The organism is Cohnella luojiensis, from assembly GCF_004564235.1.
In the GTDB taxonomy this organism is placed as follows: Bacteria; Bacillota; Bacilli; order Paenibacillales; family Paenibacillaceae; genus Cohnella; species Cohnella luojiensis.
The window spans coordinates 1-24,059 of record NZ_SOMN01000006.1 but is presented as its reverse complement, the minus strand read 5'-3'; the positions used below and the strand labels follow the sequence as shown (position 1 = coordinate 24,059).

Genomic DNA, 24,059 nt, shown 5'->3' with positions numbered 1-24,059 from the left:
CATCGACCTCGCTCTTTCAAATTTTGATAGATATATGAATATGTTTGAATATGAATAGGGGGTTAAGGATTTTATAATATGAATATAGTTACATTATGATGGGGAGTGTGCAACTTGTCCAAAACAAAATGGATTTACTCCACGCCCGCGAACGGATATCCGGAATGGAACAACAATCCCGATATTTTCCAACTTAACCGAATGTATGCGCATGCAACCTTAATCACGCATGACTCCTTGGAAGAAGCGTTAAAGGGCGATCGCAAATCTTCCAAACATTACTTATCGCTAAACGGAACTTGGAAATTCTCCTTCGCCGAAAATCCGGACAAGCGGATTAAATCCTTCTACGGGAGCGAGTTCGATTATAGCGGCTGGGACGAGATCGCGGTACCGGCTCACTGGCAGCTTCAAGGCTACGATTACCCGCAATATACGAACATCAGGTATCCGTGGATCGATTCGGAAGCTCTGAAGCCTCCGTTCGCGCCAACGAAGTATAATCCCGTAGGTTCTTATATTCGTACGTTTACAATTCCGCAGGACTGGAACGGTAAACCGGTGTTTATCAGCTTTCAAGGCGTGGAATCCGCATTCTACGTGTGGCTGAACGGGGAGTTGGTCGGGTACAGCGAAGATACTTTTACGCCGGCCGAGTTTGATCTAACGCCTTATCTTATCGAGGGTGAAAACAGGCTTGCGGTAGAAGTATACCGTTGGTGCGACGCAAGCTGGCTAGAGGATCAAGACTTCTGGCGGATGAGCGGAATCTTCCGCGACGTGTATTTGTTTACCGCGCCGGACACGCATATCTATGACTTCTTCATTCATACTGATTTAGACGAGCAATTCAAGGACTCGGACTTGAGGATAGACGCGACTGTCGTCAATTATTACGGCGCGGACGCGGGAAGCATGGCTGTGGTTGCGGAGCTATATGATGCGCAAGGGAGTCAAGTTTTGCGGCAGCCTCTTCGAATTGCCGTCGCAGCGGGATCTAACGAGAGAATCGAAGTGCAAGGCGCGATAGCCGTAGCCAATCCGTTGAAATGGAGCGCCGAGCTGCCGAATCTATATACCTTGGTGCTTCGGCTGGATAATGCGGATGGACAAGCCGTTCAATTCATTAGCTGCAAAGTCGGTTTCCGAAAGTTCGAGATCAAGGACGGACTCATGCGGATTAACGGCGAGCGTATCGAATTCAAAGGCGTAAATCGCCATGAATTCTCATGCGATACCGGACGCGCGCTCGGAGAAGAAGATATGATCCGCGACGTCGTTCTTATGAAATCGCATAATATCAATGCCGTTCGTACATCGCATTATCCGAATAACCCGAGATGGTACGAGCTGTGCGACGAATACGGTCTGTACGTGATCGACGAGACCAACCTAGAAACCCATGGATCCTGGGAATACGCCCAACAGGAAGAAGGGGATACCGTTCCCGGAAGCAAGCCGGAATGGCGGGAGAACGTCATTGACCGTTGCAACTCGATGCTTCAGCGCGACAAGAATCATCCATCCGTCATCATCTGGTCGCTGGGTAACGAGTCGTTCGGCGGGGATAACTTCATGCGCATGCACGATTACCTTCGGGAGAAGGATCCATCGCGCGTGGTGCATTATGAAGGGGTATTCCATTGGCGCAAGTCGGAGGCTGCCTCCGATATGGAGAGCCAGATGTACACGAAGCCGCACGAAATCGAGGCTTATGCATTAAGGAGACCGACTCCGAGCAAGCCATTCATCTTATGCGAGTACAGCCATGCGATGGGCAATTCCAGCGGCGGTCTATCCAAGTACACCGATTTGTTCGAGAAGTACCCCATTCTGCAAGGGGGTTTTATCTGGGATTGGGTGGACCAGGCGATCCGAGTACGGAACCCGGATGGTACGTCCCACATGGCTTACGGAGGAGATTTCGGAGAATCCCCGCACGACGGCAACTTCTGCGGCAACGGGATTATTTTCGCGGACAGGACGGTTTCGCCTAAATTATTCGAAGTGAAGAAGTGCTACCAGAACGTCAAGTTTACGGCCGAAAGCATGGAAGATGGCAAGTTCGTCGTGACGAACCGCCATCTGTTCACGGATTTGAACGTTTACGATTTCGTCTGGCAAGTTACGAACAATGGAGTTCTCGTCAACGAAGGGAAACTTGACGTCCAAGCGGCACCCGGGCAATCGGCAACCGTGGATTTAACTCGCGCCTATCCGAACAAAGCGTCTATCGAGGATGAATTCGTGCTCACGCTAAGCATCGTCTTAAAGCAAGGCACTTCTTGGGCGGAAGCGGGACACGAGATCGCATACGAACAATTCGTGCTTCCCATTTCCGTAAGGGCCGCAGTCGTTGCGAATTCGGGATTTCCCGCGGTACGGGTTAAAACCGATGCGCGGTCCTGGAGCGCGGAAGGCGAGAATTTCTCGGTTAGGTTCGATACCGGAACGGGAGATTTGGTGTCGTATAGGGTCAAGGGAATCGAACTTCTTAAGAAGGCTCCAGCGCCGAATTTCTGGCGTGCGTATACCGACAATGACAGAGGCAACCAGCATCAAGTACGCTGCGCGACCTGGCGGGAAGCGGGATTAAACCGTAAGCTTGCGAAGTTTACTACGGATGCGGTCTCGACGGGCATTGAAGTTACGGTAGATTATTCGCTGCCTACGAAACCGGCTTCATCGTGTCAACTTGTATATTCGATTCGCGGCGACGGCGAGATCGGAATAAATCTTAAGCTGAATCCAGGCGAGGGTCTTCCGGAAATTCCGGAAATCGGGATTCTGTTCGAGATGGACCATTCGTTTGATACGGTCGCCTGGTATGGCAAAGGCCCTCACGAGAATTATTGGGACCGCAGCAGCGGAGCCCGATTAGGCTTGTTCTCGGGCAAGGTAAACGAGCAAATCGCTCCGTACTTGCGTCCGCAAGAGACGGGCAATAAGACGGAAGTACGTTTTGCTGCCGTAACGAACGCAGACGGGCTGGGAATGAGAATCGGCGGAGCGCCCGTATTCGAGCTGAACGCCTTACCGTATACTCCTCATGAATTGGAGCAGTACGACCACCAACACTTGCTTCCATCGTCGGACAAGACGGTTGTCCGCGTTAATTACAAGCAAATGGGCGTCGGCGGAGATGACAGTTGGGGCGCCAGAACGCATCCGGAATATACTTTGTTCGCTAATCGGACTTACGGTTATTCTTTTGTGCTGAAAGGAATCATCGGTTAAATTGAACGTTGGGACGATTTGAGTTACTATTCTTCAATATGAGTGTTAATGGAGGATTACAATGAGTATCAAGTATAGCGCGGAACATCGATTGTTTCATTTGCAAAGCCCGAACGCGAGTTACATTCTCCAATTGAATGAGAAAGGCGTTCCCATGCACGTCTACTGGGGACGTAAAGTTTCGGATGCTCCATGGGAGGGGATGCTTGTTTTTCAGGAAAGGTCGTCCTTCTCGCCGAATCCGTATCCCGAGGATCGTTCGATCTCCTTCGATACGCTGCCGCAAGAATATCCTGCTTATGGGGCGAGCGATTTTCGTCACCCCGCATATCAAGTTCAGTTGGAGGATGGGTCGACGATTACGGAGCTTGCCTATGTCGGGCACCGGATCGTGGATGGTAAACCGAAGCTGGAAGGGCTTCCTTCTACCTACGCGGAGAAAGACGAGGAAGCTCAGACTTTGATGCTGGAGCTTAAGGACGCGAAAACCGGTCTGCACGTACTGCTGTCCTACTCCGTATTCGCCGGACATGATGCGATCGCGAGATCCGTTAAGTTAGTCAATCAAGGCGGAACAACTTTACGATTGCTCAGGGCGTTAAGCGGCAGCATAGATTTCCGCCACGATCGGTTCCATTTCTTGCAATTGTCAGGAGCGTGGGCCCGGGAAAGGGATCTTTATAGGCGTCAAGTAGTTCCGGGCATTCAGTCCGTGGAGAGCCGAAGAGGTTCGAGCAGCCATCAGCACAATCCGTTTATCGCTTTGGTTTCCCCGAACGCGGATGAAGATCATGGCGATGCATACGGCTTTAGTTTGGTCTATAGCGGAAGCTTCGTCGCCCAAGCGGAGGTCGATCAATTCCGGACGACGCGGGTTTCGATGGGAATTAATCCTTTTGATTTCGAATGGCGGCTCGAAGCGGGAGAAGAGTTCCAAACTCCCGAGCTAGTCATGGCTTACTCCGGAGACGGGCTAGGAGGAATGTCGCGAATCTATCATCGTCTTTATCGGAGCCGCTTGTGCCGGGGCGCTTATAGGGATCAGACGAGGCCGGTACTCGTGAACAACTGGGAAGCGACCTATTTCCAATTCAACGCGGATAAAATCGAGAACATAGCCAAGGTCGGCCAGGAGCTGGGCATCGAGTTGTTCGTGCTGGATGACGGTTGGTTCGGCAAGCGGGATAACGACGATTCCTCTCTAGGAGACTGGAAGGTCGATTACCGCAAGCTGCCGGGCGGTTTAGCGGATTTAGCGTCTCGCGTCAACAAGCTGGACATGCAATTCGGATTATGGTTCGAACCGGAGATGGTATCGCCGGACAGCGATCTGTACCGCGCTCATCCGGATTGGTGCTTGCATGTACCCGAACGACGGAGAACGGAAGCGCGCAAGCAGCTTATCCTCGATCTGTCCCGCGACGATGTGTGCGACTACTTGATCGAATCGGTTAGCTCGGTCCTGCGATCGGCTCCGATCACATACGTAAAATGGGACATGAACCGCAATATGACGGAGATCGGTTCGGCTCTATTGAAGCCGGAACGTCAACGCGAAACCGCTCATCGCTATATGCTCGGACTCTATCGCGTATTGGAAACCATTACTTCCGAGTTTCCGCAAATTTTGTTCGAAAGCTGCTCCGGCGGCGGAGGCCGTTTCGATCCGGGCATGCTTTATTACATGCCTCAGACTTGGACAAGCGATAATACGGATGCGGTCAGCAGATTGAGGATTCAATACGGGACGAGCTTGGTTTATCCGATCAGCACGATGGGCGCCCACGTGTCTGCCGTGCCGAATCATCAGGTTCATCGCATGACGTCGTTAAAGACGCGCGGCGATGTCGCGATGTCGGGTAATTTCGGCTATGAGCTGGATTTGACCCAAATGACCGACGAAGAGAAAGAGCAAGTGAAAATCCAAGTACGGCAGTATAAAGAGGTTCGCCACTTGGTGCAATTCGGCGAGTTTCACCGTCTGCGCAGCCCCTTCGAAGGGAACGATGCCGCTTGGATGATGGTCGCCGCAGACGGATCGGAAGCTTTCGCGGCCTATATTCGCGTGCTTGCGGAACCGAACGCTCCGCTCGATTGGATTAAGTTCAAAGGTCTGGACGCGAACGCCAAGTACCGGGCAGCGGATAACGGCGCGGTATACGGAGGAGACCAGCTCATGTACGCAGGGCTGCCGATTCCTAGCCTGCATGGCGATTACCAGAGCTATGTCTGGCGCTTCAATCGCATATAGATCGTTGTATCGCCCTCGACCTCGTTTTGGTCGGGGGTTTTTTTGCGCGCGGCGAATGGTTTCTTTCTAATCTACAGAGACTATAAAGTGGAGGTGATTAGAGTGGAGCAACAAAGCGGTAAACAGCAGGTCGTGGCGGTTCGTAAAAACGGCGATGGCGATATTGTAGAGCTGCAGCTGTCATCGGGCCAAGTCGTAGGCTATAAGGAAGCTCAACAAATGGCCAAGAACGATCAAATCGATAACGTGAACGTATTCAAGGGACGCGACGGGGATGAACATCTTCGCTCGAATGCGGATGGAAAACCGGAAAATAACCTTGATCAATTGCCTGCGTTTTAATGGTTAGCCGGAAACCGTCTCATTGGCGGTTTCTTTTTTTTGCGACAATAACTCGTATGTACAACATGAACATTTAGGAACGTATTCAGGAACAACTTTATGGGATTATCATTTAATTATGTTGTAATAAGCTTAATGTAGCTGTAAAATAAGTCTGTAATCATGTACGTACAAGTTATATTCATAACTCATACTTAGGAGGATTATCTTATGTTGCAATTAAAGCCCTGCGTATTCTGGTTTATTACGGGCAGCCAGCATCTTTACGGTCCGGAGACGTTGGAGGAGGTCGCTTCCCACTCCCGGGAAATGGCCGAAGGGTTGGCAAGCGATACTAGCATTCCATTCCCGATTATATTTAAGCCGGTCGTTAAGACTCCGGAAGAAATCCGTAAAATCTGCATCGAGGCGAACTCCGATGAGTCCTGTGCGGGCATTATCACGTGGATGCATACGTTCTCCCCGGCAAAGATGTGGATCGCCGGTTTGACCGAGCTGCGCAAGCCGCTTCTTCACCTGCATACGCAATATAACCGCGATATCCCTTGGGAATCGATCGATATGGATTTCATGAATACGAATCAAGCCGCGCACGGGGATCGGGAGTACGGCTTTATCGGCGCCCGCATGGGAATCGCGCGTAAGGTGGTTGTCGGCCATTGGCAGGATCCGCAAGTTCGCGGCCGCATCGGCGGATGGGTTCGAACGGCGGCGGCCTATGCGGAAAGCCGTCAATTGAAAGTAGCCAGATTCGGAGACAACATGAGGCAAGTGGCTGTAACCGAAGGCGATAAAGTCGAAGCGCAAATCAAATTCGGCTGGGCGGTTAACGGCTACGGCGTTGGGGATCTCGTTGCGCGCGTCAACGCGGTGTCGGATGAAGCGGTAAATGAACTACTGGCGGAGTACGCGGATAAATACGATATCGTCGAAGAAGGACGCACGGATGGTCCCGTTCGAAGCGCTATCGCCTATCAAGCGCGTATCGAGCTTGCGCTAAAGTCGTTCCTTGAGGAAGGCGGGTTTACCGCGTTCACGACGACGTTCGAGGATTTGCACGGGTTGGAGCAATTGCCCGGCCTTGCCGTTCAACGTTTGATGGAGCAAGGCTACGGATTCGCAGGGGAAGGCGATTGGAAAACGGCGGCGCTTACGCGCCTGGTGAAAATCATTGCCGGCGGAGTAGATACTTCTTTCATGGAAGATTACACGTATCACTTCGAGCCGGGCAATGAGCTGGTCCTGGGCGCGCACATGCTCGAGATTTGCCCGACATTGGCAGCCTCTAAGCCTCGCATCGAAGTGCATCCGCTCGGAATCGGCGGAAAAGCCGACCCGGCCCGCATCGTGTTCGACGGCAAGGGCGGAGCGGCGATTAACGTATCCGTGGTCGATATGGGTAACCGTTTCCGCATGATCGTTAACGAAGTGGACGGCGTAAAAGTCGATAAAGCGATGCCGAAGCTTCCGGTCGCGCGCGTTCTGTGGAAGCCGCAGCCATCGCTGCAACAAGGAGCGGAAGCGTGGATATTGGCAGGAGGAGCGCATCATACTGTATATTCCTTTGCCGTTACGACCGAGCAAATGCTCGATTTCGCGGAGATCGTCGGCATCGAGTGCGTCGTGATCGACAAGAACACGAATCCGGTTCAATTCCGCAACGAGCTTCGTTGGAGTCAGATGGCTTGGAAATAGAGGTTATTTAATCGTAACACCCCGATTTTTTATGAAATTGGGGTGTTTTTACATGGAGGGAGTAACGAAAGCGACTTAACTCGGCCTTCCGTGGGCAAATGGAGCTGGGATGGTAACAAAATAGTCACATCCTCGGAGGAGGTGACAGCAAGTTAGGTTCCTTATCTATCCGATTGTTCTTGTTGAAATTATAGATCCTGATCGCGATGATCTTAAGGATGGCGTACGCGGGCACGACGAAGACCATCCCAATCGGCCCGATGATGGCGCTGGCGCCGATTACGAGCAACATAATGGTCAGCGGATGAACGTTGAGCTGCTTGCCCATGATCTTGGGTCCGATAATATTGGATTCGATCTGGTTGGAGATAATGATGATCGCGCATACCTGCAGCACCGCGACCGGCGAGACCGTGAGCGCAACGATAACGGTAGGGATGGCCGCAAGCAACGGTCCGAGATAGGGAATGACGTTCGTAATCGCCGCGACGAGCCCCAGCAACAACGGATAGGGAAGATCGATAACGAGATATCCGCAGAAGGTTAGCGTGCCTATGACGAGCGAGGTGATTACTTTGCCTAAGATAAACGATCCGATAGACGCGTCGATTTCCTTCAGGGTGGTAAGCGCCTCGTTATGCAAGCGATTGGGAAGCATCCTAAGAACGAGCGCCGGAAATTTGTTCCCGTCCTTCAGCATGTAGTAAATAATAAACGGAACGAGCCCGAGCAACAAGAAGAAGTTCATGATCATATTGAATAGGCTTCGGACGCTTCCGACAATCGAATTCAATACATCTTTAAGCGTCGTCGACAACTGGGAAGATAAATTTTCCGTCGAGAAGGTGTCGTCCTTGCTGATATCTTGCACCCATTGATGCTTCTGCATCGAGGTAAGCCAATCTCCGACGGATTTAACGATGTCCGGGAAATTCTGTACGAGAGTGAAGGACTGCTCGCGGATCGGAGGCCAAATCAACATGGAGAATAAGAAAATAAGCCCGAGCACGGCCAGATAAACGATCACGATCGCCAGCGAAAGCGGTAACCGCCTCGCCAAAAAGCGAACGGGGGGGCGAAACATGTAGTAAAACATCCCCGAAAGAACGATGGGAACGAACAATGCCGCGAGCGCCGCGCCAATCGGATCGAATAGATAATCAACCATCGAAGCCAGGTAGGCGATGAGCAGAATGACGATAAAGCCGTAACCGATGCGAAACCATTTTCCTTGCGGCATAGTGAACCTCTTCCTCGATATGATTTTCCGATCCCGTTAATTCAAATTTAACTCAACCTGATCTGAATTTAAACGTTAACAAGAAAATAACATAGGGAATACGAATGACCCATCCGTCATAAACATAGAAAATCGTGGAGTCGAAACCGCGAACTTTCTTACGACTTTTTTGAAAATGGGGTGAATCTTTTCATAATATTCGCTATAATAAATGTAAGTTTCGTGTAAATTGTTAGGAATGTTAACAAATAGTTAACGCGGTTAATGATTAGAGATTAAATTTTGCGCTCTACAGTAGGCCCTATCCGTCGGGAGGTGACTTTGCATGCAGGCTTCGCCGGCTTTGGTTTCATCCGACGACCTGTACCTGTTCAATACCGGGCAGCTGTTTCGTGCCTATCGTACATTCGGGGCTCATCCCATGGAAATCGAAGGCAGCACGGGCGTCCGTTTTGTTGTATGGGCGCCGCATGCCAGAGAGGTTGCGGTCATCGGCGACTTCAACGGGTGGAACGGCAACAATCGCATCGTGAACATGGCGCAGGTTGGGACGACCGGCATATGGGCCGGGTTTGGTCCCGGCATAGGCGAAGGCGCCCGTTACAAGTACGAGATCATAGGCGAGAAAGGGGAACGGCAGCTGAAATCCGATCCTTTCGGGTTTCAAAGCGAGCTGCGTCCGAATACCGCCTCCATTGTTACCTCGATTCATCATCACGTCTGGCAGGATCGGGAGTGGATGGCTGATAGAAAGGTCAATCCGCCCTATGAGAAGCCGATGCTGATCTACGAGGTTCATCTTGCCTCCTGGCGAATGGACGCTCCGGAGCAATTCCGCGACTACGAGCAGCTTGCGCATGAGCTTGTCGACTATGTATGTTCTATGGGTTTCACCCATATCGAAGTGTTGCCGCTAACCGAGCATCCGCTTGACCGGTCGTGGGGTTATCAGGCAACGGGATATTATGCGGCAACAAGCCGCTACGGTCCGGCGGAAGGGCTGAAGATCCTAATCGAGCGCTGTCATCAGCGGGGAATCGGCGTGTTGCTGGATTGGGTGTGCGGCCACTTCTGCAAGGATGACCATGGCTTGAGGCTCTTCGACGGATCGCCGCTGTTCGAGAATGAAGACTACCGCCGAGCGGAGAAGCCGCAATGGGGAACTCTGGCCTTCGACTTCGGCAAACCGCAAGTGCAAAGCTTTCTCCTCTCCAACGCCCTATTCTGGTTGGATGTCTACCATATCGACGGTTTAAGGGTGGATGCCGTCGCCAGCATGATCGAATTGAATTTCGACAAACCCGAATCGATGCGAACGGTTAACCGTTACGGCGGAACCGAGGACGTCGAAGCCCTTCATTTTCTGCGCAAGCTTAATGAAACCGTCTTTCTCTATTATCCCGAGAGCCTCATGATGGCCGAAGATTCATCCTCTTATCCGGGGGTGACTTCGCCTACCTATCTCGGCGGCCTTGGATTCAACTACAAATGGAATATGGGTTGGATGAACGACATGCTCCGCTATATGGAGACCGACCCTGCCCATAGATCTTCCCGCCATTCTCTTATCACGTTCTCTCTTCACTATGCATTCTCCGAAAATTACGTTTTACCTCTATCGCACGACGAAGTCGTTCACGGCAAGCGCTCCATGCTCAATAAGATGCCCGGCACTTATCAGGAGAAATTCGCCAACCTGCGTTTATTCTACGGTTACTGGATGACCCATCCCGGCAAGAAGTTGCTGTTCATGGGCGGTGAATTCGGCCAGTTCGAAGAATGGAAGGATTATGCCGGACTCGATTGGATCCTCCTTCAATACCCCCTGCATGACAGCATGCGGCGGTATGTAAGGGATCTTAATCTCCTTTACCTGAATCATAGGGCTTTATGGGAGGGCGATCACAAGCAGGAAGGCTTCGAGTGGATTGACGTCAACAACGCCTCGCAATGCATGCTTTCGTTCCAGCGCAACGATAAGTCATCCGATTGTCCCATCGTAACGGTTTGCAACTTTTCAAGGGAGAATCATCCCGTTTATCGAATCGGAGTGTCGCAATCCGGAAGTTATCGTCTTTTATTGAATAGCGACGAGGCTGATTACGGAGGAAGCGGCATGGAAATGCCAATTCGAGTTACCGCCCAGACGATTCCGCTCCATGGCAAATCTCACAGTATTGAAGTTCCCGTTCCCGCATTATCCACCCAGCTATGGCTATCAGAGAGATGAATGCTTGATACGAACGCGTGACATCGTTTAGGGCGGTGAAGCCGTTTTACTAGGGGAGGAGTGATGTTCATGCGCAAGAATGAGTGCATTGCCATGTTACTAGCTGGCGGGGAGGGTCGCCGTTTAGGCGTTCTGACTAAAGATTTGGCCAAACCGGCCGTACATTTCGGAGGCAAATACCGCATTATCGACTTTACGCTAAGCAATTGCGTGCATTCCGGAATCGAAACCGTTGGAGTGCTCACCCAATATCAGCCGTTAGTATTAACCCAGCACCTGGGAATCGGAACCCCTTGGGGACTGGATCGCCGGGAAGGCGGAATGCATGTCCTGCCTCCGTATGTTCGCCAGAAGGGCGGTACTTGGTATAAAGGGACGGCTAACGCGATCTATCAAAATTTAGGTTTCATAGAAAGATACGATCCCGAATACGTCCTCATCATCTCCGGAGATCACATTTACAAAATGAATTACGACCTTCTCCTTGACGCTCACAAGCAAAATCGCGCGGACGCGACGATAGCCGTCATTAGCGTTCCGTGGGCTGAAGCTAGCAGATTCGGCATCCTAAGCGTGGACGAGGACGGAAGGGTCGTCGAATTCGCCGAAAAGCCGAAGAAACCGGCTAGCAATCTAGCGTCTATGGGCGTATATATGTTTAATTGGCAGGTTCTGAAAGAGGCGCTCATTCGCGATGAGGCGGAACGATTATCGTCCAACGATTTCGGCAAGGACGTGATCCCGACGTTGCTTGGAGACGGGGCCCGCTTGTTCTCCTACCAATTCAACGACTATTGGAAGGATGTCGGCACGATCGATAGCTTATGGGAAGCGAATATGGATCTGCTTGAAGATAAGCCTTCTTTGCGCTTGAACGACCGATCTTGGCGGATATTCTCCGCGAGCCCGAATCAGCCGGCCCAATACATTGCTCCCACCGCTAAAGTGCAAGGTTCTTTAATTAATGAAGGCTGCGTGGTAGAAGGCCAAGTGAACCGCTCGGTGCTCTTTCATGGGGCAAGGGTTGGGGAAGGCAGTCTCGTCGAGGATTCCATCCTCATGCCGGGCGCGATAATCGGCAAGGATGCCCGAATCATCCGGGCGATAGTTGGAGAAGGCGCCGTCGTTGGGGATGGGTGTCTGGTGGGAAGCGTTGAAGCCGAAGATATCGCGGTAGTGGGCAGCGGGGAAACGATCCGCCCGGAGGCGGAACTTAAGGAGGCGGAGCCGGTATGAAACTGCCAATGATGGGGGTCGTTAATCTTATCCACGAAGCGGACGAGATGGAAGCACTGACAGCTAACCGTTGCTTGGCGACGGTGCCGTTCGGAGGCCGTTATCGGCTTATAGACTTCACGCTTTCCTCCATGGTTAATTCCGGCATTCCGAAAGTAGCGGTGTTCGCGCACCGTAAATTCCGTTCGCTCATGGATCATCTGGGCTCGGGCAGCAATTGGGATTTGCATCGCAAGCAGAGCGGATTATTCGTGTTGCCGCCATCGATGGAGGATCAAACGGATTTCGGCAAAGGCGATTTATATCATTTTTATCGGAACCGCGATTATTTTGCCCGCAGCCCTCTGGAATACGTCGTCATTTCCCGCAGCCATATGGTTTGCAACGTGGATTTTGCCAAAGTGCTCGATCAGCATCGGGAAACGGGAGCGGACATTACCGTCGTTTGCAAGAGAAGTCCGGAAGGATTGCCCGGTCTAGCCCGGAAGGCAATGGTGGACGGCGCAGGCCGGATAGTCGAGATGCAGGACCATTTCGGCAGGCTGGACAGCAACGTTGTATCCATGGAAATGTACGTTCTGAGCAAGGATCTATTGCTTGACCTGGTTGAGACGTCGCTCGCGCAAGGCCGCGATCATTTCGTCCGTCATTCGATCTTGTCGCGTTTGAATCAGCTTCAGGTGAACGCCTACATGCACGAGGGCGTGCTTGGAGTCGTCAATAACATTGCCGCCTATTACCAGCACAGCATGGAGCTGCTGCAGCCTGAGATATGGAAAGAGCTATTTTTCAAGCCGGGCTCCATCTACACGAAGGTCAAGGACGAGCCTCCGACGCATTACCGCAACGGCGCAGACGTCTCGCATTCCCTGATCGCCAATGGCTGCGATATCGAAGGGACCGTATACAACAGCATCTTGTTCCGCGGAGTTAAAATTGCCAGAGGAGCCGTCGTGCGCAATAGCATCGTGATGCAGAATGGCGTAGTCGGCGAAGACGGTTCCCTTGAAAACTGCATCCTCGATAAGGAAGTCGAGATTCGCGCCTTGCAGCAATTGAAAGGCTCTGCCGAAATGCCGTTCATCGCTCTGAAGCGGAAAGTCATATAATCGGAAAGGGTGGACTCATGCGGGTAATGTTCGCGGCATCCGAAGCGATGCCGCTCGTGAAGACCGGAGGGCTTGCCGACGTTGTCGGCGCTCTTCCCAAAGCGCTTGCGAAGCGCGGCGTGGACGTAACCGTAGTGTTGCCTAAATACGGGGAGATCCCGAAGGCGATCGCCGATGCGGTTAGCACGATTGCGGTCATGGAAGTACAGCTTGGCTGGCGCAGGCAGTACTGCGGCATTCAGGAGGTAACCGTAGATGGCGTGCGATTCCTTCTTATCGACAATGAGTTTTATTTCAAGCGGGGTTACTTATATGGCTACGGGGACGAGGCGGAACGGTTTGCCTTCTTCAGCTTCGCCGTGCTTGAGATGCTGGACAAGCTGGACGTGCTTCCGGATATCATCCATTGCCATGACTGGCAGACGGGTCTCGTTCCGTTCCTGCTCAAGACCAGATATGCCAATCGGCCGGGTTACCGGGATATCCGAACGGTATTCACGATCCATAACCTGCAATATCAGGGCGTGTTCTCGCGCGACCTGCTGCAGGATCTGTTAGCTACCGGTGACGATTCCTTTACGGAAGACAGCCTTGAATTTTACGGCTCGGCGAGTTGCATGAAAGCAGGGCTTCGCTTTGCGGACAAGCTGTCTACCGTCAGCAATACCTATGCCTACGAAATTCAAACGGAGGCTTACGGCGAGAAGCTGGACGGAGTAATCCGGCAGAGGTCTCACGACCTATGGGGGATCCTGAACGGAATCGATACGGAAGTCTACGATCCGATGAACGATCCGCATTTGGCTTTTCCGTACCGGAATTCCATAGCTAAGAAGCATCAGAATAAAACCGCGCTGCAAAAGGAGCTCGGCTTGCCGGTCGATGAGGCCGTTCCGATGATCGGGATCGTATCGAGACTGACCGGACAGAAGGGCTTTGATCTGATCGGAGTCATCATGCCCGCTTTGATGAAGGAGAATCTACAGCTCGTTATCCTCGGCTCGGGAGAGCCGAATATCGAAGCCATGCTGCGAGAAGCGCATCTTGCCCATCGCGATAAGATCGCGCTATGGTTCGGCTTTAACGAAGGTTTGGCTCGTCGCGTATACGCGGCTTCCGATATGTATCTCATGCCTTCCCGGTTCGAGCCCTGCGGCTTAAGCCAGCTTATCGCGCTGCGTTACCGTAGCGTTCCGATCGTTCGGGAGACAGGGGGGTTGCGCGACACGGTGGAGCCGTATAACGAATATACCGGAACAGGGACCGGATTTACCTTCGGTCCGGCTACCGCGCACGATTTACTCTATACGGTTCGGCGGGCGCTGTCCTTCTACGGCAAGGAAGAGCACTGGATTAAGATCGTAGACAATGGCGCTAAGAAAGATTACGGCTGGGATGCCTCGGCAAGATTGTATTACCGACTATACCGCGAACTCGTCATCTAAGAAGGAGAGGATTGGCATGGCTCGACATCTGGTCATTGGAAATGGGAAAATGCTCGTCAACTTGGACAGCAATTGTTATATTCGCGATGTCTACTTCCCATTCGTAGGTCAGTTAAACCACGTAGGCGGACATGCCTGCAGATTCGGCGTCTGGTGCGACGGCGCTTTCGCATGGTTGGACGATCCGGAGTGGAACATTGATCTAGGCTACATCGACGATTCGCTCGTCACGAATGTAACCGCCCGTCACGAACGATTAGGGTTGGAGCTGCAGCTTAACGATGGCATTCACCAACGGGAGTGCATCTACCTGAAGCGAGTCGTTGTACGTAATCTGGGCGATACGGAGAAGGATGTCCGGGTATTCTTCCACCATGACCTGATGATCGACGGTAATGAGGTCGGGGATACGGCGGCGTTCTACCCGGCTAACCGTACTCTCTTTCACTACAAGCGTTCCTCCTATTTTATGTTCAACGGAAGATCGGAGAGGGGCGGCATTTATCAATTCTCCACGGGAATCAAGAGATTCCAGTCCGCGGAAGGGACATGGAGGGACGCGGAGGACGGCGAGCTGATGGGCAATTCCATCTCCCAAGGCTCGGTAGACAGCACGATCAGTTTCCGCACGATGGTGCCTCCCGGCAACGAGAGGACGATCTACTATTGGATGTCCGTCGGCTCGGATATGGAAGAAGTGAAGCGGCTCGATCAATACGTGCAGGAGAGCCATCCCGAGAAACTGCTTAGCCGCATCGTTATTTACTGGAATCATTGGCTGTCGAGGGTGGGGAATAGCTTCGGCGATTTGCCTGCGCACGTTATTCGTCAGTTCAAGCACAGCCTGCTCATCGTCAGGACGCAGATCGATGAACGGGGAGCCATCATGGCCGCGAACGATACCGATATTCTGCAATACAACCGGGATCATTACAGCTACATGTGGCCGCGGGACGGAGCGCTTATCGCGGATGCGATGTCGCTCGCCGGCTATCACGGAACGATCGCGCCGTTCTTCCACTTCTGCGGGCGCAATCTCTCTCCGGAAGGCTACCTGCACCATAAATACAATCCGGACGGCACGGTGGGCTCCAGTTGGCATCCCTACGTCGTGCAAGGCGTTCCGCGCCTGCCGATCCAAGAAGACGAGACGGCGCTCGTGCTGTACGCCCTGTGGAAAGACTATGCGCGCCATGGAGAAATCGAGCTTCCGCAAGCCTTATACAGCACGTTGATCCGGAAAGCATCGGCATTCCTGTGCGAATACATGGAGCTGGATCTTGGTTTGCCTAAGCCAAGTTATGACCTTTGGGAAGAGCGGTACGGAATATGGACTTATACGGTCGCTTCCGTGTACGGGGGTTTGATGGCCGCGGCGTATTTCTCCGACCTCTTCGGGGATTACGACCGCAGCGATCAATATCGGGTCGTGGCGGAGCAGATCAAACAAGGAATCGTAACGCATCTATGGGATGAGGAAGCCGGACGTTACGCGCGAGGTCTTATGTTTCAAGACGGACGATGGGTGAAGGACATGACGATCGAGAGCAGCTTGTTCGGATTGTTCGAATTCGGCGTCTTCCCCGCGGAAGACGAACGGGTCACCCGCACGATGCAGACGATTTCGGAGAAACTCCGCATCCATACCGAGGTCGGGGGCATCGCGAGGTACACGAACGACTATTACTTCCGACAATCCGACGATATCGATAAGGTGCCCGGAAATCCTTGGATCATTTGTACTTTGTGGGTAGCAAACTTCCAGATCGAGACGGCCAAGACGCCGGAAGACCTTGCCGAGCCGAAGAGGACGCTGGAGAAGGCGACGACGTTCGCGCTGCCCGGAGGCAACCTTCCCGAGCAAGTCCACCCGGAGAGTGGCGAGCCGCTTTCGGTTGCTCCGTTGACTTGGTCGCACGCGACATACGTTTCGACGGTATGCAAATACGTGCGCAAGCTCGAGCAGTTGACGTCGCCATCTCAGCTGGGCAGCAAGGGTTTCGGTGTACCATTGTCATAATACGTGAGGAGCTGACGAGTTCAGCTCCTTTTTTACGCGGCTATTATTTGATAAAAACGGGTTAAGAAGTGGTTCTTCCGGCGAATTGACGGGGAGCGCTTCTTTTTTTATAGTATAAAATAGGAATGAGTGATACTATATGTATCAAAATATACAGGTTTAAAACCGCGTTAGGAGAATTGAGATGATGAAACCCGAGGTACCCGCATTCGCCAAGCCGATCGTCGATCCTTTATTTTACGTCTTGACCGCAACTTCGGTTTTATGTGCCGTTCTCATCGCCGTGAGAGCTTATCAGATGGATTATATGCAGTATCAGTTTCTGTTGTGGAATTTATTTCTCGCATGGTTGCCATTGCTCGTTTCCATGTCCGCTCTCGTGTTGACGCGAGTCGCTTGGGGTAAGAATTTAACGTTCGGGCTTGTCCTATTAGGGATTGTTTGGTTGCTTCTTTATCCGAACGCGCCGTATTTAACCACGGACTTCATCCATTTGATTTATAGCGATAGTTACAGCTGGAAGAATTACGATAGAAATTTATTATTATGGTTCGATCTCGTGTTGTTCTTTTTGTTTTCCTGGTGCGGACTGATGCTGGGATATTTGTCCATGCGACATTTTCATTCCATCGTCAGCCACTATCTCAATCAAGGGGCGGGCGTATCGTTCGTTGTCATCGTGTCGTTCTTGGGCGGGTTCGGCGTTTATCTAGGAAGAGTCGTCAGGTTAAACAGCTGGGATGTTCTGTTCAGCCCGTTCCGCTTAATCGAAGGAATTATCGAGGGCATTAACAGGGATGCAGCCATTTTTACGATCTTGTTCGGCACATTGATCTTGATTATTTACGTTTCCCTCTTCATACTGGGCCGCAATCGCGCGGAGCATTAAGATCCGTGGAGACGCCGGTATTTTTCCGGAGTCATCCCTTCCTTCATTCGGAAGGTGGCAACGAAATGGCTTGCATCTCGGAAACCGACCGCTTCCCCGATCTGGCGCACCGTCCAATCCGTCCGGGCGGGTAACCATTCCTTGGCTTTGCGAAGCCGAAGCTGGATCAAATAAGCGTAGGCCGTCTGGCCGAACAGTTCCTTAAACCTCTCGTTCAGCTGTCTTTCGCCGATCTTTAATTGCTCAGCCATCATTGCCAATCCCATATCGGGGTTGGCAAATTCTTTTTCCAGCCAATCGAGAAGTTGTTGGATTCGCTCCAAACGGCGGGACAGGGAGGGGAGGTGGTTCTTCCTTCCGTTTGTTTTGAGCAGCGTTAAGAACCGATACAATTCAGCCGAGCTCTTCCAGCCTGACGCATCCGCTCCGGACTCGGCCAGTTGAAGGATGCGCTCTAGCTGTTGCGTGATCTCGTCGTCGTTCCGGTCCCATTGGATTTTGTCCGAGAACGCCCCGTGCAGATCGATCGCAAGGTTTGCAGCCATCGTTCCGGTAAATGTGACGTACGCGGTTTTCCAGATGGGGCTCTTGGCATAATAGAAATGGGGGACGCCGGGATGGAGAAGTACGCCGGAGCGTTCTGGCAGCTTAAAAATCTTGTTTTGTACGTTAAGCTCGCCGTCGCCCTCGATCGTCTGCAGCCAATGAAAACAGGGATAACCCTCGGGGCGCTGGATATGCTCCTGTTCCGGGTTAAAGCCGATCGTCTCCATCTGCAGCGGCAAGGATTCGGACGGCGTGGGAAATACGGCTCTTCGCATCATGGTGAAACCTCCATATTGTTATATGCAATTTCTATATTATTATATAGGATGGCGTATTGATTGCATCTATAATATAAGCAGATATGACATTTTACCACATTGTAACCATGAGGTGTTCGCATGATTAACTCAAATAAACCGAAAATTTGGTACGGCGGAGATTATAATCCCGATCAATGGGAAAAGCCCGTATGGGACGAAGATTTGCGGATGTTCAAGCTGGCGGGAATCGATGTGGCGACGTTAAACGTATTCGCATGGGCGAACAATCAGCCGAATGAGGAAACCTATGAATTCGGCTGGCTCGACGAAGTGATGGACAAGCTGCACGGGGACGGGGTCGGCGTATGCTTGGCGACGAGCACGGCGGCGCATCCGGCATGGATGGCGAAGAAATATCCGGACGTGCTGCGAGTGGATTTCGACGGACGAAAGCGCAAATTCGGCGGTCGCCATAACTCTTGCTCGAATAGTCCAACCTATCGCAAATATTCCGCGCTTATGGCTGAAAAATTAGCGGAGCGTTACAAGAATCACCCGGCGCTGCTCATCTGGCATGTATCCAACGAGTATAGCGGCTATTGCTATTGCGATAATTGCGCGGATGGTTTCCGGGTTTGGCTGCAAGAGCGTTATGGGTCGATCGAAACCGTCAATCGCGTATGGAACGCAAGCTTCTGGGGCCATACCTTTTACGATTGGGACGAGATCGTTCCTCCGAATTCCCTTAGCGAGGAATGGAGAGGTTGGAACGGACGCACGGCGACGAATTTCCAAGGCATCTCGCTGGACTATTGCCGCTTCCAATCAGATAGCTTGCTGGAATGCTATAAACTAGAGTACGCCGCGCTCAAGAAGCATACTCCGGACATCCCCGTGACGACGAACCTGATGGGAGCGTTCAAGGAGCTGGATTACCACAAGTGGGCCAAGCACCTGGATGTCGTATCTTGGGATAACTATCCTTCTTTGGATACGCCGCATAGCTATACGGCCATGATGCATGATCTGATGCGCGGACTCAAGGAAGGTCAACCATTCATGCTGATGGAGCAAACTCCGAGCCAGCAGAATTGGCAGCCGTACAATTCCTTGAAGCGTCCCGGCGTTATGCGGTTGTGGAGTTACCAAGCGGTTGCCCGCGGTGCCGATACGGTCATGTTCTTCCAATTGAGACGTTCGATCGGCGCTTGCGAGAAATATCACGGTGCGGTCATCGAGCATGTCGGGCACGAGAATACAAGGGTTTTCCGGGAGTGTGCCGAGCTTGGCTCGGAGCTGTATAAGTTAAGCGACTCTTTGCTGGATTCCCGGGTTAAGGCGAAGGTCGCGATATTGTTCGATTGGGATAATTGGTGGGCGGTAGAGCTGTCCAGCGGACCGACAATCGCACTGAAATACGTCGAAGAGCTCCATAAGTATTACGATTCTCTCTATCGGGCGAATATAGCCGTTGACGTTATCGGAGTGGATGCGGACCTGAGCGGTTACGACCTTGTTCTGGCTCCGGTAATGTACATGGTCAAGCCGGGTGTTGCCGAGCGCTTGGAGCGCTACGTGGAAAATGGCGGTTCGTTCATTACCACTTACTTCAGCGGAATCGTCAACGAGAACGACATCGTCACGCTTGGCGGGTATCCAGGCGAGCTGCGGAAGTTGCTGGGAATTTGGTCGGAGGAAATCGACGCTCTCCTTCCGACGCAGAGCAATCAGATCGTCATGAATTCATCGGCGGGATGGCTTAAGGAATCATACGGCTGCGGAATGCTCTGCGATCTGATTCATTCCGAGGGAGCGGAAGTGGTTGCGGCGTATGGAGAGGATTTCTATAAAGGGATGCCTGCCCTGACGGTGAATCGTTTCGGAGCGGGGAATGCTTGGTACGTGGCGACAAGCCCGGAAGCGGGTTTCCTGCAAGAGTGGCTTCCGAAATTATGCGCTTCCCGCGGTATTAAGCCCTTGGTGGCTTCAGCGTCGGTCGGAATCGAGACTTCCGTACGCGAGAAAGACGGCGTAAGCTACTTATTCGTGCTGAACCACAACGCGGAAGTATCCGAGGTGTCCTTAGGCGAGCAGAGCGGAGTAGATCTCTTGACGGATAAGTCCTTAAGCGGAAATATAGAACTTCCCGGCCGGGACTTACGAATCATTAAATTAGACGCATAAAGCGATTGGTGTAGAAACTCCTTGCGCGCGCCTATTCGGGCGTCAAGGAGTTTTCTTAACGATTCAGAATGTATAAAATTACGTTATTCATTTCTGAATCGTCTACGACATAAACCTATGCCGCCATCCCAAGGACGGCGACAGCCGTTTATGCTTGACCTATCAGAAAGTATAAATCCCTGCCCTACTTCATTCCAAGGAAGCAACGGCAGGGATTGCCGTTACGATTGGAGTTAGGCAAGCCGGCGGAACGGTTAACGGCAGGGATTGCCGTTACGATTGGAGTTGGGCGACCGGTAAGCCGGTCACCTCTAGAACGTTGGTAATACGGCATACGATGACCTAAGTTGGAACTCTCGCCAAAGGCAAACGTCTAATTTTGTATCGGGTCGTTCACGAGGCCTTCGTCTTGTTCGCTAAAGTTTCGAATATCCTCCACCCCAAAAGACCGTCAGGCCCTGACGGTTTTTCTTATTTTTTCTGGATTAACCTTCCAAAATTCCCCTTGCGGCGATTAAGGATTATGGAACTATGTTTAATGAAGTTCCGTATGAGATAATAAGCAGTAGAGAGGAGTGTAGTTATATGAGTATTTTCAAAAAAATATCGGATACGGTAAGCAAAGGGGTAACGACGGCCACCGAGAAGGCGCAACAGACCGTGGAAGTAACGAGACTGAACGCGCAAATTTCCGGCAAACGCAAAGAAATCGACAAATTGTTCGCGATAATAGGCGAATCCGTATATGAAGGCTACCTGTCGAATGACCTATCGTTGGCGGAGTCCAAGGTGCTTCCTCGCTGCAACGAGATCACCGCTATCCGCGAAGAGATTGCCGTGCTGGACGATCGGATCAAGGCGATCCGCAACGAGAAGGATTGCGTTTGCGGCAAGCGTTTGCCGGAAGATACGAGGTTCTGCCCTTCTTGCGGACACCCGTTCCCCGAGCCCGAACCCGAACCGGTAGTATTCGATAAGCCGCCAGTTCAGATGGATCCTTACGTGCCTGGCGATACGGTTGCGGAAGACCGGGCCGCGGGAAGCGAGGAAGAAGAGGCGAGGCCAACCGCCCACGTCGACAATCGTCAGATTTGCAATAGCTGCAGCACGCCGCTCTATGCGGATAGCCACTATTGCCCGGCATGCGGACAGCCGACGAGGTAAACGATAAGAATAGGAAGACGGTTTCCTTAGTCTTTAGACTGAGGGCCGTCTTTTTTTACATATAAGAAAGTATAAAATTAACCAACCACCAACCACCAACCACCAACCACCAACCACCAACCACCAACGTCGGCTAATAGCACCCCCGCAACCCGTAGCCCCGCAATCATCGGAAAAAACTAAGTGTAAAATAGTCAGTTAGTTTGAAGGAAAAGGCAACCTATCCGAATCTAATTGCAGAAAACTCCACGGCCCCCTAATTAAACTGGAGTCTTGCCCCCCAATTTAATAGACTGTTTGTATAGGGGAGGCGGACAATGTGCAGTCAGGAAAAGTGTTTGAGGAAAAAAGAATGCAGATTGTTAGGGAAGCATTATCCGGAGTCAAGATTGCTGTATTGGCCAGAAAGTATGAATTGCATCCAGAGACGATCCGTAACTGGGTCAGAGAATATGGTGATCAAGTCGGACATGACCAGATCCCTTCTACCGATGAACAGATTCAGGAATTGAAACGTCTTCAAGAGGTCAAGGAGAAGTACAACAAGGCAGTCCGGATCCTTGGCGAAAAAGAACTCGAGATTGAAATTCTGCGTGAACTGCTAAAAAAGAAGAACCCCGCTCAGACGATAAGTACGAAATAGCCAGCCAGTTCATTGAGCGGGGTGAAACAGCAGTGCTGGTCTTACGCATCATAGGTTTGGCTGAATCAACCTACTATGCTCGAAAGAAAAAAGACATGCTGCCCAATAGCCAAACTCCAAGCGGCCAAAGAGGCCGCCCTTGCCCAGGCTACTCATTCACAACAGCTGGACAACAGGTGTGTGACGAGCAAATCCAGGAGTGGTTACTCGAGCTCCTAGAAGGCGAAGAACACGTCTATGGATACAAATTGCTGGCCCAATGTCTACGAGACAAGTATGGTTTGATTTTAGATAAGAAGAAGTCCTACAGGCTCTGTCAGGAGCTCGGCATCTTGCAAAAGCAACGTATTACGAAACCCAAGCATCCGCGCAGGCTGGCAAGAAATCATCTTATCACGGGTCCGAATCAGTTGTGGCAAGCAGATATAAAGTACGGTTATGTTGCTGGGCGGGAAAGGTTCTTTTTCGTGTTTAGCATCATTGATGTGTTTGATCGTATAGTCGTCGGCCAGTACAGGGGGCATGTGTGTGAGGCTAAGCATGTTGTCCAGACGTTGATAGGGACGATGCGACAACGTGTGGAGCCAGGAGAACCTCTTCCAATCATACGAACCGACAATGGCCCACAGTTCGTTAGCACACTATTCGGAGATACGTGTGAAAGCTTCGACATTATACATGAAAGAATCCCACCACGCACACCGAATATGAACGCCTATATTGAGTCATTTCACAGTATCCTTGAGAGTAATCTCTTCTCAAAGATGTCATTCGAGACATTTGAAGAAGCTTATTTCGAGTTGGACAAGTACATGGATTTTTACAATAACCGCAGAATGCATGGAAGTCTGAGAAAAATGCCTCCGGTAAAGTTCCATGGATGGGTTATGCAGCTTGAAGATCGCTCGAAATTTTACAAAGCGGTGTAAACCCTAGAAAAAAGCATCTACGCTAACCAACCAACGTGTTTTACGGGGCAGACTCCAGATTTAAGGGGCCTAGCCGAAAATACAATTAGTTGAATGAATGGAGCCCGAATATCAGAATATTGAAGGATGTAAGTGTATTTTCTGCAACTAGTTTCTTCAAACGAGTGAGTATTGAGTTCCTTAGTGTATATTTTACAACTAGAAATGAAGATGTGGACTCGGTCGGCCTCGCTCGATATAAACGTATACTGCCGTCAGAAGGACGACGAAGCCGGTTTTTTCATTCCAAGGCAGCAACGGCTGGGATTTCCGTTACGATTGTTAGGCAACCGGTAAGCCGGTCACCTCTAGAACGTTAGTAATACGGCATACGATGACCTAAGTTGGAACTCTCGCCAAAGGCAAACGTCTAATTTTGTATCAGTTCGTTCACGATGCCTTCGTCTTATTCGCTAAAGTTTCGAATATCCTTCACCCAAAAGACCGTCAGGCCCTGACGGTTTTTCTTATTTGCGCGCCTAGTCAAGCTAGGCACAACTAGCCGGTGAAAGTCCGGTCGAGGTAAGAGCCAAGTCGCCTCGTAGCTGACGGGCAACTGGTGGAGAGATCCTAAGGTTGAAGCCCCGTGACAAAGTAACT

The 24,059-nt window shown here is 51.5% G+C and carries 16 protein-coding genes; 14 read left to right on the top strand and 2 right to left on the bottom strand.

Annotated features, from left to right (window positions below):
- Positions 1-114: 114 nt before the first annotated feature.
- The 4 genes from lacZ (at position 115) to araA (ending at position 7,525) form a co-directional block, all read left to right on the top strand.
- Positions 115-3,237 (top strand): beta-galactosidase, LacZ type, encoded by a 3,123-nt coding sequence (lacZ, locus tag E2980_RS06895; RefSeq protein ID WP_240702916.1) that lies wholly within the window; start codon positions 115-117, stop codon positions 3,235-3,237.
- Positions 3,238-3,298: 61 nt separating this feature from the next.
- The gene (locus tag E2980_RS06890; RefSeq protein WP_135151415.1) at positions 3,299-5,488 is read left to right on the top strand and encodes an alpha-galactosidase; all 2,190 of its coding nucleotides are present in this window, start codon (positions 3,299-3,301) and stop codon (positions 5,486-5,488) included.
- A gap of 102 nt (positions 5,489-5,590) precedes the next feature.
- Positions 5,591-5,830 (top strand): DUF3892 domain-containing protein, encoded by a 240-nt coding sequence (locus E2980_RS06885; RefSeq protein WP_135151414.1) that lies wholly within the window; start codon positions 5,591-5,593, stop codon positions 5,828-5,830.
- A gap of 210 nt (positions 5,831-6,040) precedes the next feature.
- The gene (araA, locus tag E2980_RS06880; protein ID WP_135151413.1) at positions 6,041-7,525 is read left to right on the top strand and encodes an L-arabinose isomerase; all 1,485 of its coding nucleotides are present in this window, start codon (positions 6,041-6,043) and stop codon (positions 7,523-7,525) included.
- A gap of 124 nt (positions 7,526-7,649) precedes the next feature.
- Here araA and E2980_RS06875 read toward each other — a convergent pair whose 3' ends face one another.
- Positions 7,650-8,765 carry an AI-2E family transporter gene (locus tag E2980_RS06875; protein WP_135151412.1) on the bottom strand — a complete coding sequence of 372 codons (1,116 nt, stop codon included), beginning with the start codon at positions 8,763-8,765 and terminating at the stop codon, positions 7,650-7,652.
- A gap of 325 nt (positions 8,766-9,090) precedes the next feature.
- Between E2980_RS06875 and glgB the strand changes: the two genes are divergently transcribed.
- From glgB to E2980_RS06845, 6 genes are all read left to right on the top strand, one after another.
- A complete protein-coding gene (gene glgB, locus E2980_RS06870; RefSeq protein WP_135151411.1) occupies positions 9,091-10,995 on the top strand; it encodes a 1,4-alpha-glucan branching protein GlgB in 1,905 nt (634 codons plus the stop codon).
- A 69-nt stretch (positions 10,996-11,064) separates the two neighbouring features.
- Positions 11,065-12,231, top strand: a complete 1,167-nt coding sequence (locus E2980_RS06865) for a glucose-1-phosphate adenylyltransferase (RefSeq protein ID WP_135151410.1) — start codon at positions 11,065-11,067, stop codon at positions 12,229-12,231.
- Positions 12,228-13,340 carry a glucose-1-phosphate adenylyltransferase subunit GlgD gene (gene glgD, locus E2980_RS06860; RefSeq protein WP_205699939.1) on the top strand — a complete coding sequence of 371 codons (1,113 nt, stop codon included), beginning with the start codon at positions 12,228-12,230 and terminating at the stop codon, positions 13,338-13,340. Before E2980_RS06865 ends, glgD begins: the two co-directional genes overlap by 4 nt.
- Before the next feature lie 17 nt (positions 13,341-13,357).
- Complete coding sequence (glgA, locus tag E2980_RS06855) at positions 13,358-14,785, top strand: glycogen synthase GlgA (RefSeq protein WP_135151409.1); 1,428 nt, start codon at positions 13,358-13,360, stop codon at positions 14,783-14,785.
- A gap of 16 nt (positions 14,786-14,801) precedes the next feature.
- Positions 14,802-16,805, top strand: a complete 2,004-nt coding sequence (locus E2980_RS06850; protein ID WP_135151408.1) for a glycoside hydrolase family 15 protein — start codon at positions 14,802-14,804, stop codon at positions 16,803-16,805.
- Between the two features lie 184 nt (positions 16,806-16,989).
- Positions 16,990-17,694 carry a DUF1361 domain-containing protein gene (locus E2980_RS06845; protein ID WP_135151407.1) on the top strand — a complete coding sequence of 235 codons (705 nt, stop codon included), beginning with the start codon at positions 16,990-16,992 and terminating at the stop codon, positions 17,692-17,694.
- Here E2980_RS06845 and E2980_RS06840 read toward each other — a convergent pair.
- Entirely contained in the window at positions 17,691-18,518 is an 828-nt protein-coding gene (locus E2980_RS06840; RefSeq protein WP_135151406.1) for an AraC family transcriptional regulator, read from the bottom strand. The two genes, E2980_RS06845 and E2980_RS06840, sit on opposite strands and share 4 nt — an antisense overlap.
- 120 nt (positions 18,519-18,638) lie before the next feature.
- Here E2980_RS06840 and E2980_RS06835 point away from each other — a divergent pair, with 120 nt between their 5' ends.
- The 4 genes from E2980_RS06835 (at position 18,639) to E2980_RS06820 (ending at position 23,420) form a co-directional block, all read left to right on the top strand.
- Positions 18,639-20,684, top strand: a complete 2,046-nt coding sequence (locus tag E2980_RS06835; RefSeq protein WP_135151405.1) for a beta-galactosidase — start codon at positions 18,639-18,641, stop codon at positions 20,682-20,684.
- 585 nt (positions 20,685-21,269) lie between these two features.
- Complete coding sequence (locus E2980_RS06830) at positions 21,270-21,848, top strand: zinc-ribbon domain-containing protein (RefSeq protein ID WP_167747017.1); 579 nt, start codon at positions 21,270-21,272, stop codon at positions 21,846-21,848.
- Between the two features lie 319 nt (positions 21,849-22,167).
- The gene (locus E2980_RS06825; RefSeq protein WP_135151403.1) at positions 22,168-22,491 is read left to right on the top strand and encodes a transposase; all 324 of its coding nucleotides are present in this window, start codon (positions 22,168-22,170) and stop codon (positions 22,489-22,491) included.
- Positions 22,492-22,523: 32 nt separating this feature from the next.
- Positions 22,524-23,420 carry an IS3 family transposase gene (locus tag E2980_RS06820; protein WP_167747016.1) on the top strand — a complete coding sequence of 299 codons (897 nt, stop codon included), beginning with the start codon at positions 22,524-22,526 and terminating at the stop codon, positions 23,418-23,420.
- Positions 23,421-24,059 lie beyond the last annotated feature (639 nt).

What these genes read in the sequence shown, in the direction of transcription:
- araA (WP_135151413.1), top strand. Translation starts at nt 6,041, where the DNA reads ATGTTGCAATTAAAGCCCTGCGTATTCTGGTTTATTACGGGCAGCCAG.
- E2980_RS06865 (WP_135151410.1), top strand. Translation starts at nt 11,065, where the DNA reads ATGCGCAAGAATGAGTGCATTGCCATGTTACTAGCTGGCGGGGAGGGT.
- E2980_RS06835 (WP_135151405.1), top strand. Translation starts at nt 18,639, where the DNA reads ATGATTAACTCAAATAAACCGAAAATTTGGTACGGCGGAGATTATAAT.
- glgA (WP_135151409.1), top strand. Translation starts at nt 13,358, where the DNA reads ATGCGGGTAATGTTCGCGGCATCCGAAGCGATGCCGCTCGTGAAGACC.
- E2980_RS06830 (WP_167747017.1), top strand. Translation starts at nt 21,270, where the DNA reads ATGAGTATTTTCAAAAAAATATCGGATACGGTAAGCAAAGGGGTAACG.
- E2980_RS06890 (WP_135151415.1), top strand. Translation starts at nt 3,299, where the DNA reads ATGAGTATCAAGTATAGCGCGGAACATCGATTGTTTCATTTGCAAAGC.
- glgB (WP_135151411.1), top strand. Translation starts at nt 9,091, where the DNA reads ATGCAGGCTTCGCCGGCTTTGGTTTCATCCGACGACCTGTACCTGTTC.
- E2980_RS06845 (WP_135151407.1), top strand. Translation starts at nt 16,990, where the DNA reads ATGATGAAACCCGAGGTACCCGCATTCGCCAAGCCGATCGTCGATCCT.
- E2980_RS06840 (WP_135151406.1), bottom strand. Translation starts at nt 18,518, where the DNA reads ATGATGCGAAGAGCCGTATTTCCCACGCCGTCCGAATCCTTGCCGCTG.
- E2980_RS06850 (WP_135151408.1), top strand. Translation starts at nt 14,802, where the DNA reads ATGGCTCGACATCTGGTCATTGGAAATGGGAAAATGCTCGTCAACTTG.
- E2980_RS06875 (WP_135151412.1), bottom strand. Translation starts at nt 8,765, where the DNA reads ATGCCGCAAGGAAAATGGTTTCGCATCGGTTACGGCTTTATCGTCATT.
- glgD (WP_205699939.1), top strand. Translation starts at nt 12,228, where the DNA reads ATGAAACTGCCAATGATGGGGGTCGTTAATCTTATCCACGAAGCGGAC.